General features: G+C 67.0%; 10 protein-coding genes. 9 read left to right on the plus strand and 1 reads right to left on the minus strand.

The genetic code is table 11. The features are described from left to right. Positions 1 to 72: 72 nt before the first annotated feature. Positions 73 to 2,892: an aconitate hydratase gene (locus tag NA11_RS39140; protein WP_069167151.1), complete on the minus strand. Its 2,820-nt coding sequence runs from the start codon at positions 2,890 to 2,892 to the stop codon at positions 73 to 75. A 323-nt stretch (positions 2,893 to 3,215) separates the two neighbouring features. Between NA11_RS39140 and NA11_RS39145 the strand changes: the two genes are divergently transcribed. From NA11_RS39145 to NA11_RS39185, 9 genes are all read left to right on the plus strand, one after another. Further along, entirely contained in the window at positions 3,216 to 3,782 is a 567-nt protein-coding gene (locus NA11_RS39145; RefSeq protein WP_069167152.1) for an Rv1476 family membrane protein, read from the plus strand. A gap of 392 nt (positions 3,783 to 4,174) precedes the next feature. Beyond that, the gene (locus tag NA11_RS39150; protein WP_218023469.1) at positions 4,175 to 5,593 is read left to right on the plus strand and encodes an NlpC/P60 family protein; all 1,419 of its coding nucleotides are present in this window, start codon (positions 4,175 to 4,177) and stop codon (positions 5,591 to 5,593) included. Between the two features lie 173 nt (positions 5,594 to 5,766). Beyond that, complete coding sequence (locus NA11_RS39155; RefSeq protein ID WP_069167154.1) at positions 5,767 to 6,975, plus strand: AAA family ATPase; 1,209 nt, start codon at positions 5,767 to 5,769, stop codon at positions 6,973 to 6,975. A 26-nt stretch (positions 6,976 to 7,001) separates the two neighbouring features. Next, the gene (locus NA11_RS39160) at positions 7,002 to 7,988 is read left to right on the plus strand and encodes a DUF58 domain-containing protein (RefSeq protein WP_069167171.1); all 987 of its coding nucleotides are present in this window, start codon (positions 7,002 to 7,004) and stop codon (positions 7,986 to 7,988) included. Further along, positions 7,985 to 8,986, plus strand: coding sequence for a VWA domain-containing protein (locus tag NA11_RS39165; protein ID WP_069167155.1), 1,002 nt, complete (start codon positions 7,985 to 7,987; stop codon positions 8,984 to 8,986). Before NA11_RS39160 ends, NA11_RS39165 begins: the two co-directional genes overlap by 4 nt. Positions 8,987 to 9,252: 266 nt before the next feature. Beyond that, positions 9,253 to 9,969: a 3-oxoacyl-ACP reductase FabG1 gene (fabG1, locus tag NA11_RS39170; protein ID WP_069167156.1), complete on the plus strand. Its 717-nt coding sequence runs from the start codon at positions 9,253 to 9,255 to the stop codon at positions 9,967 to 9,969. 45 nt (positions 9,970 to 10,014) lie between these two features. Continuing rightward, positions 10,015 to 10,851: an NADH-dependent enoyl-ACP reductase InhA gene (gene inhA / locus NA11_RS39175; RefSeq protein WP_069167157.1), complete on the plus strand. Its 837-nt coding sequence runs from the start codon at positions 10,015 to 10,017 to the stop codon at positions 10,849 to 10,851. A 15-nt stretch (positions 10,852 to 10,866) separates the two neighbouring features. Beyond that, positions 10,867 to 11,919 (plus strand): ferrochelatase, encoded by a 1,053-nt coding sequence (locus tag NA11_RS39180; protein WP_069167158.1) that lies wholly within the window; start codon positions 10,867 to 10,869, stop codon positions 11,917 to 11,919. A 117-nt stretch (positions 11,920 to 12,036) separates the two neighbouring features. Continuing rightward, the gene (locus NA11_RS39185) at positions 12,037 to 12,525 is read left to right on the plus strand and encodes a hypothetical protein (protein WP_176582831.1); all 489 of its coding nucleotides are present in this window, start codon (positions 12,037 to 12,039) and stop codon (positions 12,523 to 12,525) included. Positions 12,526 to 12,603: the final 78 nt, after the last annotated feature.

Consider the following 12,603-nt stretch of genomic DNA (forward strand, 5'->3'; position numbering starts at 1 on the left):
CCAGGCGATGTGAGAAATCCGCGCACCGCGAAAACGCGGTGCGCGGACCCTCGACGTACGGCGAGTGCGTGATCAGCCGCGAATCATGTTGCGCAGCACGTACTGCAGGATGCCGCCGTTGCGGTAGTAATCGGCCTCACCGGGGGTGTCGATCCGCACCACCGCGTCGAACTCGACCTTCGTGCCGTCGGTCTTGGTGGCGGTGACCTTCAAGGTCTTCGGAGTCGTACCCTCGTTCAGCTTGGTGATCCCCTCGATATCGAAGGTCTCGGTGCCGTCCAGCTTCAGCGACGCGGCCGACTCACCGGCCGGGAACTGCAGCGGAATGACGCCCATGCCGATGAGGTTGGAGCGGTGGATGCGCTCGAACGACTCGGTGATGACGGCCTTCACGCCGAGCAGGCTGGTGCCCTTGGCCGCCCAGTCGCGCGAGGAACCCGAGCCGTACTCCTTGCCACCGAGCACGACCAGCGGGATGCCGGCGGCCTGGTAGTTCTGCGAGGCGTCGTAGATGAACGCCTGCGGGCCACCGTCCTGGGTGAAGTCGCGGGTGTAACCACCCGAGACGTCGTCGAGGAGCTGGTTGCGCAGCCGGATGTTGGCGAAGGTGCCGCGGATCATCACCTCGTGGTTACCGCGCCGCGAGCCGAGGGAGTTGTAGTCCTTGCGCTGGACACCGTGCGAGTCGAGGTACTGCGCGGCCGGGGTACCCGGCTTGATCGGACCGGCCGGGGAGATGTGGTCGGTGGTGACCGAATCGCCGAGCAGTGCAAGCACGCGAGCGCCCGTGATGTCGCTGACCGGGGTCGGCTCCATCTTCATGCCGTCGAAGTACGGCGCCTTGCGGACGTAGGTCGAGTTCTCGTCCCACGCGAAGGTGTCGCCCTCGGGGGTGCTCAGGCCCTTCCAACGCTCGTCACCCTCGAAGACGGTGGCGTAGGAGCTGGTGAACATGTCCCGGCTGATCGCCGACTTGATCGTGTCGTCGATCTCCTGCGGGGACGGCCAGATGTCCTTCAGGAACACATCGTTGCCGTCGGAGTCCGTGCCGAGGGCATCGGCCTCGAAGTCGAAGTCCATGGTTCCCGCGAGCGCGTACGCGATGACCAGCGGCGGCGAGGCCAGGTAGTTCATCTTCACGTCGGGGGAGATACGGCCCTCGAAGTTACGGTTGCCCGAGAGCACCGCGGTGACCGAGAGGTCGTTGTCGTTGATCGCCTTGGAGATCTCGTCCGGCAGCGGGCCGGTGTTGCCGATGCAGGTGGTGCAGCCGTAACCGCCGACGAAGAAGCCGAGCTTCTCCAGGTACGGCCACAGGCCTGCCTTCTCGTAGTAGTCGGAGACGACCTGCGAGCCGGGCGCCATGTTGGTCTTGACCCACGGCTTGGACGCGAGGCCCTTCTCGACCGCGTTACGCGCAAGCAGGGCCGCGCCGATCATGACCGACGGGTTGGAGGTGTTGGTGCAGGAGGTGATGCCTGCGACCACGACCGCGCCGTGATCGAGCACGAAGTCACCGCGCTCCGGATCGGAGACCTTGATCGGCTTGGACGGGCGGCCGATGTTGCCGTTGGCGGCGGACGGGATCAGTACCGCGTCGTCGTCGGCGAAGGAAAGCACCGCCGGGTCGGAGGCCGGGAAGGATTCCTCGATGGCCTCGTCCAGGTGGGTGTGCGGGGTGACCGCGGCCGGGCCGGACTCCGCGTCGTTGGTGTAGTTGTGGATGTCCTTGCGGAACGCGGTCTTGGAGTCCGACAGCAGAATTCGGTCCTGCGGACGCTTCGGGCCTGCGATCGAGGGCACCACGGTGTTCAGGTCGAGCTCGAGGTACTCGGAGTAGGCGGGCTCGTTGTCCGCGTCGTGCCACATACCCTGTTCCCTGGCGTACGCCTCGACGAGCGCGAGCTGCTCGTCGCTGCGGCCGGTGAGGCGCAGGTAGTTGATGGTCTCTTCGTCGATCGGGAAGATCGCTGCGGTGGAACCGAATTCGGGGCTCATGTTGCCGAGGGTTGCGCGGTTCGCGAGCGGAACCTCCGCGACGCCCTTGCCGTAGAACTCGACGAACTTGCCGACAACGCCGTGCTTGCGCAGCATGTCGGTGACGGTGAGCACCACGTCGGTGGCGGTGACGCCCGGCTTGATCTCACCGGTCAGCTTGAAGCCGACGACACGCGGGATCAGCATCGAGACGGGCTGGCCGAGCATGGCCGCCTCCGCCTCGATACCGCCTACGCCCCAACCCAATACGCCGAGGCCGTTGACCATGGTGGTGTGCGAGTCGGTGCCGACACAGGTGTCGGGGTAGGCCTGGCCGTTGCGGACCATGATCGTGGGGGCCAAGTATTCGATGTTGACCTGGTGCACGATGCCGACGCCCGGCGGGACGACCTTGAAGTCGTCGAAGGCGCCCTGGCCCCAGCGCAGGAACTGGTAGCGCTCGCCGTTGCGCTGGTACTCGAGGTCGACGTTGCGCTCGAGGGCGTCGGCGCGACCGAAGACGTCGAGGATGACCGAGTGGTCGATGACCATGTCGGCAGGCGAGAGTGGGTTCACCTTGCTCGGGTCGCCGCCGAGGACGGTGACGGCTTCACGCATGGTGGCGAGGTCGACGATGCAGGGAACGCCGGTGAAGTCCTGCATGATCACGCGGGCCGGGGTGAACTGGATCTCGGTGTCGGGTTCGGCCGACGGATCCCAGTTCGCGATCGCGCGGACGTGATCTGCGGTGATGTTGGCGCCGTCCTCGGTACGGAGCAGATTCTCCGCGAGGACCTTGAGTGCGTAGGGGAGTTTCTCGGTGCCGGGCACGGCCGAGAGACGGAAGATCTCGTAGGAGTTGCTTCCGACCTCGAGGGTGCCCTTGGCGCCGAAAGTATCGATACTTGTCGTCACGTCAGCTCCACTCATCTGTGAGGGTTTTGCCGCCGGCGGGGCTGTGCCTGCGGCTGTTCCTTGCGGGCGATCTGCGAGCAGTCGCCACGGTAGGTTCCTGGAGGGAATTCGACGCCGTGTGCGCCGGTTCCTCGCGCTACGACCCTAACAGTACGCTTGTCCTGTGAAACGCGAGGGTGCCGTACGGCGTGCCGTGTGCTCGTACTCCGACTCTTGGTCGCGTACTGTGCTTTCGAGCTAGCCGGGGGAGCGTTGGGCTCACCCTGCGTTATTGGATGCACGTCGCTTCGGATGCCGATGCGGCTCGACAGACCGGATGGAAGATGACCGTCTCGCACACCTCGGTTTTCACGCCCATGGCTGCTGGACTGCCACCGAACGTCACCGAGGACATGGTCACCGACACGATCCTGCCCGATCTGGCAGACGATCGCGTCGCGACGTTGACCGGTAAGGATGAGCCCGAGCTGGCGGCGATCGTCGCAGCGGCAGGCGAGCGCAACATCCCGCTGAGCATCGTGGTCGTTCCCGGTAATCCAGGCCACGACTCGAATCTACGTGACCTGGCCACCGAGGTCGGCAAGACCCAGCACGGCACCGTCTTGGTGCTCAGCGACGACTGGGTCGGCACCTACAGCGACTCGATCAGCCGGGTCAGGCTGGAATGGGCCGAGGACGTCTCGAAGAGCACCCAGGGCCACAGTGCCGTTGCGGCACAGCGCTTCCTGGACAAGGTGGAGCAGCCGGAGGCGGTGTCGTGGACGACGATCGCGAGCGTTCTCGTCGTCGGCACCGCGGTGGCGGTCGGCGGGCTGTACTGGGTGAAGGTGCAGCGGGCGAAGCGCGAAGCGGCGGACGGTGTCCGGGTTGGTGCAGACGTCCGGAGTTAGCTGAGAACCCTTGACGAGGTGCCCGGCAGCGCGCAGCTGCCGGGCACCTTTGCGTTGCGGCACCGATCGCGGCGAGTCGCGCGGCGGCGCGCAGCGCTGGGGAGTAGCGACGGGTGTGGAGGACCAAGGGGTATCCATCCAGCAACTTTTCGTGACGACCGGTTTGCTTTTCCGGCTGGAAACCTTTGCTACATCCGGCTAATTCCAGGCAACGAGCAAATTCCCGCCCGTCATTGTGTGGCTGTTGTTTCTTTGGTGACGGAAGTGTCGTACCGTTCGAGTAGTTGCTGATGGGGAAGAAGTGTTGTCAGGGGTTATCTGCCGACCACGAAGCGTGCTGGTGCGGCAGGAACTCGCGGGGTGAAGCGGAATTCGGGTCCATGGGAGGTGCGATGCGCAACGACGGCAAGTCCGCCTTCCGGCGTCCGATGGTGATCGCTATGGGGTTGCTGGTGTCCGTTGCCGTGGTGCTCGCCGGACCCGCGGCCGCCGTGCCGCCGCCACCGCCGAATCCGAGCGACGGCGAGATCGCCAATGCCGGAGCGCAAGTCGACTCGGGCGTGGCCGAGGTCGGCACACTCATCAACCAGGTCGCGTCGGTCGATCAGCAATTGCAGCAACTCGACGGCGAGGTCGCGCGCAAGCGCGAAGAAGTGAACAAGGCACTCGTCGACCTGCAGGATGCCCGCGACGCCGCCGACGCGGCTGCGGCTGCGGTGGTCGCCTCCCAGCAGGAACTGGCCGATGCGGGCACTCGAGTCGGCCAGGCGCGGCGCAACTTCGATCAGTTTGCGGCCCAGGCCTATACCCGCCCCGCGGCCGAGTCGATGGTCGTCTACCTGGCCGCCGCCACGCCCGCCGCCGCCCTCGACCAGGCCCAGCTGCTCTCGCTGGTTTCGAAGAATCAGCAGCAGGTGCTGGAAGGCCTACGCCGGGCCCAGATCGATCAGGGCAACAAGAATTCCAGTGCGCGCGAAGCGAAGTCGGTCGCCGACGCGGCGGCCGCCGCGGCCGAGCAGAAGAAGATCGACGCCGAGAACGCCGTCGCCGCGGCCAAAGCCGAACTCGACAAGCAGACGGTGCAGCGCGACAACCTGCTACGCCAGCGCCAGGATGCCCAGGGCCGCTTGGACTTCGCGCGGCAGAACGTGGCGGGCTTACAAGGGCAACGCGACGCCTACCTATCCTGGGAACAACAGCGCAGGGCCGAGGAAGCCGCGGTGCGTGCCGCCGCGGCCGCGGCCGCCGCCAGGGCGAACGGTGATCAGAACGCCCGCGATCGCGCGAGCCAGCTCGGCGCGGGCCAACGCCCGCACATCCAGCTGGAGAACATGCCACCCAACCGGCAGACCAGCCCGCGCCCCGCCCTGCCACCCATCGGCGGCTCCGCGGCGGTCGAGACGGTGGTCGACCGCGCGATGTCCCAATTGGGGGTCATCTACGCCTGGGGCGGCGGCGATGCGAACGGGCCGACCCAAGGCATCAGCGACGGCGGCGGCGCCGCGGACGCACACGGCGACTACGAGAAGGTCGGCTTCGACTGCTCGGGCCTGATGATCTATGCCTTCGCGGGCATCGGAGTCCCGCTGCCGCACTACAGCGGCTATCAGTACAACGCGGGCACCCGGGTGCCGCTCGATCAGCGCGCCCGCGGCGACATGCTGTTCTGGGGGGCGAATGCCAGCCAGCACGTCGCGCTGTATCTCGGTGACGGACAAATGATCGAGGCGCCGGAGTCGGGTTCGGTGGTGCGGGTTTCGCCGGTGCGCGAAGCGGGCATCATGCCCTATGCGGTGCGGATCGTCAGCTGAGCGCATTCGTTCAGGCTGGCTGACGCTGCGGGCCTCGCGCACGCCCCTCATAATTGCCCGAACCGGACGTCCGAAAGTGTCGAATTCTCTTCATGTCGGGTCCGGTTGCGGCACATATGGCCATTACCTGGAATAGTTGGTGCGGCACGCACAGGACCAAGGCGAAAGCGGGGATGTTGGTGACTTCGACAGACGGTGTGAGCGGGGCGAATTTGGCGAAAGATGCGCCTGCGTCCACGCCTAGCACCCTGGAGCGAGACGTCCAGACCCTGGAGAAGGCGATCTACGAGGTCAAGCGGGTGATCGTCGGCCAGGATCGACTGGTCGAGCGACTGCTCGTCGGCGTGCTCGCGCGTGGTCACGTCCTGCTCGAAGGTGTGCCTGGCATCGCGAAGACCCTGGCTGTCGAGACCTTCGCCAAGGTGGTCGGCGGGTCGTTCTCCCGGGTGCAGTTCACCCCGGACCTGGTGCCGACCGACCTGATCGGTACCCGCATCTACCGGCAGGGCCGCGAGGAGTTCGACACCGAGCTCGGCCCGGTCGTCGCGAACTTCGTGCTCGCCGACGAGATCAACCGCGCGCCCGCCAAGGTGCAGTCGGCGCTGCTCGAGGTGATGGCCGAACGGCACGTCTCGATCGGCGGCAAGACCTACCCGATGCCGAATCCGTTCCTGGTCATGGCGACTCAGAACCCGATCGAGAGCGAAGGCGTGTACCCGCTGCCCGAGGCGCAGCGCGACCGCTTCCTGTTCAAGGTCGTCGTCGACTACCCCTCGGTCGAGGAGGAGCGCGAGATCATCTACCGGATGGGTGTCACCCCGCCGGAGGCTACGCGGATCCTCGAGCCCGAAGAGGTGGTCCGGCTGCAGAAGGTCGCCGCCAACACCTTCGTGCACCACGCGCTCGTCGACTACGTGGTCCGGGTGATCGCGGCGACCCGCAAGCCCGCCGACTTCGGCATGCAGGACGTGGCCAGCTGGATCGCCTACGGCGCCTCGCCGCGTGCCAGCCTCGGCATCATCGCCGCGGCCCGCGCCGTCGCGCTGATCCGCGGTCGTGACTATGTGGTGCCGCAGGACGTGGTCGAGGTGATCCCGGACGTGCTCCGGCACCGTCTCGTGCTGTCCTACGACGCGCTCGCGGACGAGATCAGCCCGGAGGAAGTGATCACCAGGGTGCTGCAGACCGTCGGCCTTCCTCAGGTCGCCCCGCAGGCCGTCGCGCCGGGTGCGCCCGCCGCGCCTGCCGTCGGTTCCGGTGCGCCGCAGCAGGTTTCGCAGCAGAACGGCCCGCAGGGCGCGCCCCAGCAGGGTGGCCAGCCGGTGCCGCAGCCGCCGAACGGGCAGCAGTCCCAGCCCGCCGGCAACATCCAGAACAAGTGACCGCAGCGCCGGAACCGTTCCCCGCAGTGTCTACCAACCCTCGGTCGGCTCCGCACCAGGTCACGCCGTCGCATGCGCCGCCGTCGTTCCATGCGGGCGAATTGACCGACCCGCGGCTGACCGCGGCGCTCAAGACCCTCGAGCTCACGGTGCGCCGCAGGCTGGACGGCGTGCTGCACGGTGACCATCTCGGCCTGATCCCCGGCCCCGGCTCCGAGCCGGGCGAGGCACGCACCTATCAGCCGGGTGACGATGTGCGGCAGATGGATTGGTCGGTCACCGCCCGCACCACCCATCCGCACGTGCGGCAGATGATCGCCGACCGCGAGCTGGAGACCTGGTTGGTCGTCGACCTCTCGGCGAGCCTCGACTTCGGCACCGCGGCCTGCCAGAAGCGCGATCTCGCGATCGCCGCCGCGGCCGCCATCACGCATCTCACCAGCGGCGGCGGCAACCGGATCGGCGCGGTCGTCGCGACAGGCGAACAACTGGTCCGGGTGCCTGCCCGCAGCGGGCGAGTGCACGCCCAGTCGCTGTTGCGCAGCATCGCGACCACGCCGCACGCCCGCGACGGCGTTCGCGGCGACCTGCGCGGCGGCATCGAATCGCTGCGGCGGCCGCAGCGCAAACGCGGCCTCGCGGTGATCATCAGCGACTTCCTCGGCGACATCGACTGGCAGCGGTCGCTGCGGGCCATCTCGGCGCGCCACGACCTGCTCGCGGTGGAGGTGCTCGATCCGCGCGACCTGTCGTTGCCCGATATCGGCGATGTCGTGCTGCACGACCCGGAGACCGGGCGCACCCGCGAATTCAGCGTGACGCCAACGCTGCGTGCCGATTTCGCGGCCGCCGCGCAACGGCACCGGGAACAGGTCGAGCAGGCGCTGCGCAGCTGCGGCGCGCCGGTGCTCACCTTGCAGACCGATCGGGACTGGATTGCCGACGTGGTCCGGTTCGTCTCCACCCGGCGCCACAGCATGGGCGCCCCGACCGGGCGGGTGCCACGTCAGTGAGTATTTCGCATTTCACCGCAGGCTTGTGGCTCGGCTTTCTGGCCGTTCTCGCGCTGATCGCGTTGGGCTATGTGCTCGTTCAGCGCGGCAAGTACAAGCACATGCTGCAGTTCAGCAACATGGAGCTGCTGGAGAAGGTCGCGCCGTCGCGGCCGAGCCCGTGGCGGCACGTGCCGATCGCGCTGATGCTGGTCGGCCTGGTGTTCTTGACGATCGCGGCGGCCGGGCCGACCGCGGTCAAGAAGGTCGCGCGCAACCGCGCGACCGTCATGCTCGTGATGGACGTTTCGCTGTCGATGGAGGCGACCGATGTGCCGCCGAGCCGGATCGAGGTCGCGAAGAAGGCGGGTAAGGACTTCGTCGACGGCCTGCCGGAGGGGCTCAACATCGGGTTCGTCACCTTCGCGGGTACCGCCTCGGTGATGGTCACGCCGACGACGAACCACGAATCGGTCAAGGCGGCGATCGAGAACGCCAAGCTGGCCGAGCGGACCGCGACGGGCGAGGGCATCATCACCGCGCTCAACGCGATCGACACCCTCGCCTCGGTGCTCGGCGGCGCGCAGCAGCCGCCGCCCGCCCGGATCGTGTTGATGTCGGACGGCAAGCAGACCGTGCCCGCGTTCGAGGACGTCAGCCATCCGCGCCACGAATATGTCGCGGCCAGGCTCGCCAAGAACAAGAACATCCCGATTTCGACGATCTCGTACGGCACCAAGTGGGGCAAGGTCACCATTCAGCAGCCGGATGGTTCCAGTGACTCGGTTCCGGTGCCGGTCGACGATGACGCGATGCAGGAAATCGCGCGGTTGTCCGGCGGTGAGTTCTACACCGCGTCGACCTTGCAGGAATTGAGCAAGGTGTACGACACCCTCGAACAGCAGATCGGCTTCGAGCTGACCAGGGGTGATGCGAGCCGCCCGTGGTTGCTGCTCGGATTGTTGATCACCTCCGCCGGTGTGATCACCGGTCTGTTGTATCGCCAGCGGTTGCCGTAGCCGGTATCCCGAGTTGTGTTGACGGGTCAGCTGTTTCGCCACTAGCTGACCCGTCTTTCGGCGTTCCCGGGTGTTGCCGTTCTGGTGGGGGAGGTGACCGGGCTTCGTGGGCGTTATGCGAATTTCGGTGCCGTTCCTTGTTATTGCCGTCGCGCATATCCGATCGTTCGGTCGAACGCCGCGCCGCCAACCCCGCACGTCGGCATGGGTGCGGTGGGGGCCGGGCGGGTCGTGACCGGCGGATCCGACCAGGTAGGTTGATGCCCATGTCGAACATCACATCCCGGTCCGTCCTGGTGACGGGCGGTAACCGTGGCATCGGTCTCGCAGTCGCCCAGCGTTTGGCCGCCGACGGTCACAAGGTGGCCGTCACCCATCGTGGCTCCGGCGCGCCCGAGGGCTTGCTCGGCGTGAAATGTGATGTGACCGATAGCGATTCGGTCGACGCCGCGTTCAGCGAGGTCGAGGAGAAGCAGGGCCCGGTCGAGGTGCTCGTCGCCAACGCGGGCATCACCGACGACACCCTGCTGATGCGGATGTCCGAGGAACAGTTCACCAAGGTGATCGACGCGAACCTCACCGGCGCGTTCCGGTGCACGAAGCGGGCGAACCGGGCCATGCTGAAGGCACGGTGGGGTCGGCTGATCTACCTCGGCTCGGTGGTCGGCATGAGTGGGCAGGCGGGACAGATCAACTACGCGTCCTCCAAGGCCGGTGTGATCGGCCTGGCCCGTTCGGTGGCTCGCGAACTCGGCTCGCGGTCCATCACCGCCAACGTGGTCGCGCCCGGCTTCATCGAGACCGACATGACCGCAGGCCTGCCGGACGACCTGCGCGAAATGATCGAGAAGTTCGTTCCGCTCAAGCGCGTCGGCCAGCCCGAAGACGTCGCGGCGGTCGTCAGCTTCCTCGCGTCCGAGGACTCGCGCTACGTCACCGGTGCCGTCCTCCCGGTCGACGGCGGCATGGGCATGGGCCACTAGTACCTTCTATCTCGACACCCTCGACCTCAGGAGAACCGAAAACCCATGGGCGGACTGCTCGAAGGCAAGACCATTCTGGTGACCGGCATCATCACCGACTCGTCGATCGCGTTCCACGCGGCCGCGGTCGCGCAGGAGCAGGGCGCCAAGGTGATCATCACCGGCATTCCGGAACGCCTGCGGCTGATCGATCGGATCGCCAAGCGGCTGCCGCAGGAGGTCCCGCCTGCCATCCCGCTCGACGTCACCAACGAGGAGAACCTCGCCGAGCTCGCGGACAAGGTGCGCGAGCTGGCGCCCGAGGGCATCGACGGCGTGCTGCACTCGATCGCCTTCGCACCGCGCACCCTGATGGGTCCTGAGGCGCGCCCGTTCCTCGAGGGCCCCGGCCCCGATGCGGCCAAGGCATTCGAGATCTCCGCGTGGAGCTATGCGTCGCTGTCGCGGGCGGTGCTTCCGGTGATGAACGAGCGCGGCTCGATCGTCGGCATGGACTTCGATCCGCGCACCGCGATGCCGTACTACAACTGGATGGGTGTGGCCAAGGCCGCGCTCGAGTCGGTGAACCGGTACGTGGCGCGGGAAGTGGGCGCCGCCAAGAAGATTCGCTCGAACCTGATCGCCGCGGGCCCGATCAAGACGCTGGCCGCCAAGGCCATCGCAGGCACCGCCACCGATGACGCCGCCAAGCTCAACCAGCTCAACGAGTACTGGGACGGCGCATCGCCGATCGGCTGGGACGTCGACGACCCGACGGTGGTCGCCAAGTCGATCGTCGCGCTGCTGTCGGACTGGCTGCCAGGCACCACGGCATCGATCATCTACGTCGACGGCGGCGCCAGCCACAACACCTGGTTCCCCGAGGGCATGGCGATCAACTGAGCGAAGGAGGGCAATGTGAGTCGGGCTGCCGACGCACTGCTGCTGCTGTCCTTCGGCGGCCCGGAACGCCCCGAGGATGTGATGCCGTTCCTGGAGAACGTCACTCGGGGCCGAGGGGTACCGCGCGAACGCCTCGAAGAGGTGGCTGAGCACTACCTGCACTTCGGTGGTGTCTCGCCGATCAACCGGCTCAACCGCGACATCATTGCGGCGGTCGAGGCCGAATTGGCGACGGCGGGCATCGATCTGCCGGTGTACTTCGGCAACCGGAACTGGGCGCCCATGGTGGAGGACACCGTCGCGGGCATGGCCGCCGACGGTGTCCGCTCGGCCCTGGTGTTTCCGACCTCGGCGTGGGGCGGCTACTCCGGATGCCTGCAGTATCACGAGGACATCGCAAGGGCGCGTGCCGCTTTCGGCGACGGCGCGCCGGATCTGATAAAGCTGCGTCAATATTTCGACCATCCCTTGTTGATCGAGACGTTCGCGGATGCGATTCGTGCGGCGCAGCAGGAACTTCCGGCTGAGCGCCGGGACGGGGCGCGCCTCGTTTTCACCGCGCATTCCATCCCGGTGGCCGCCGACGCGACCGGGGGGCCGCCGTTCGACGGTGGCAGGCTGTACAGCCGCCAGGTCGCCGAGGCGGCCCGCTTGTGTGCCGCCGCAACGGGATTCACCGACTATGACCTGGTGTGGCAGTCTCGTTCCGGCCCGCCGCAGGTGCCGTGGCTCGAACCCGACATCGTCTACCACCTGGATGACCTGTCCGGCAAGAACATCGACGCCGTCATCGTCTGCCCTGTGGGCTTCGTCTCCGATCACCTCGAGGTGATCTGGGACCTGGACAACGAGGCGAAGGAGAAGGCGGCTGAGCTCGGCATGGCGTTTGCGCGCGCGGCCACGCCAGGCACCGACCGCCGGTTCGCACAACTTGTCGTCGAATTGATCGGCGAGCACCTGGACGGACGCGAACAGCGCTACCTCGGTGACGTTTCCGGCTTCGGCTGCACCACGAACGGCCGGCCTTGCGCTGAAGGCTGCTGCGCCCTCCCTGCGCGCCCCCGCTAGTGCGGGAGGAGTACTCCCACGTGTGGGGATACCGCTATATGTAGGCGTCGAATTCGTGTGCGCTAGCATCGCTCTCGCCTTCGGACCAAGCCGAAGCGGGGTGCTAGGTGAAAATTGATGACTTATATCGACATGGTGACTACAACCGGGTTGTTGGACATGGGGGCATGGTCCGACGACACCGTGTGGACGGCAGCGCTGGAGACCACGGAGGCGCGGCGGCGGGGTAGCAGAGGCCGTGGCGGCGGATCTTGGGTGGTCGGCTTGATCTGCGTCGCCGTGATCGTCGTCGTAGTGGTCGGCCTCGTGTGGCTCTCCCGGCGAAACAAGAGGCAGGGGCAGAACCAGCCCCCGCAGCTGGGCAATGGCGTACCGCCGCAGCAGTTCCCGGGACAGCAGTACCCGCAACAGCAGCATGGTTATCCGGCCCAGCAGCAAGGATACCCACCGCAGCAGCAGGGATACCCGCCGCAGCAGCAGCATCCCGGCCAGCAGTACCCGCAGCAGCAATACCCAGGACAGCAGCAGCCCTACCAGCCGCAGCCGCCGTACCCGTACCAGCCGCAGCCGTACCCGCCGCAGCACCAACCACCCGCGCAGCACTAGTCAGACCGCGGTCGCGTCCCCTCGCCCTGTCCCGGGGGCGAACGGGACACCACCGAGCCGAAACCGGCCTCGTCGCTG

It is taken from the genome of Nocardia altamirensis NBRC 108246, from assembly GCF_001612685.1.
GTDB lineage: Bacteria > Actinomycetota > Actinomycetes > Mycobacteriales > Mycobacteriaceae > Nocardia > Nocardia altamirensis.

Bases quoted from the DNA above. Each gene is read 5' to 3' on its own strand.
- NA11_RS39185 (WP_176582831.1), top strand. From the start codon at position 12,037: ATGACTTATATCGACATGGTGACTACAACCGGGTTGTTGGACATGGGG.
- NA11_RS39155 (WP_069167154.1), top strand. From the start codon at position 5,767: ATGTTGGTGACTTCGACAGACGGTGTGAGCGGGGCGAATTTGGCGAAA.
- NA11_RS39150 (WP_218023469.1), top strand. From the start codon at position 4,175: ATGCGCAACGACGGCAAGTCCGCCTTCCGGCGTCCGATGGTGATCGCT.
- inhA (WP_069167157.1), top strand. From the start codon at position 10,015: ATGGGCGGACTGCTCGAAGGCAAGACCATTCTGGTGACCGGCATCATC.
- fabG1 (WP_069167156.1), top strand. From the start codon at position 9,253: ATGTCGAACATCACATCCCGGTCCGTCCTGGTGACGGGCGGTAACCGT.
- NA11_RS39145 (WP_069167152.1), top strand. From the start codon at position 3,216: ATGACCGTCTCGCACACCTCGGTTTTCACGCCCATGGCTGCTGGACTG.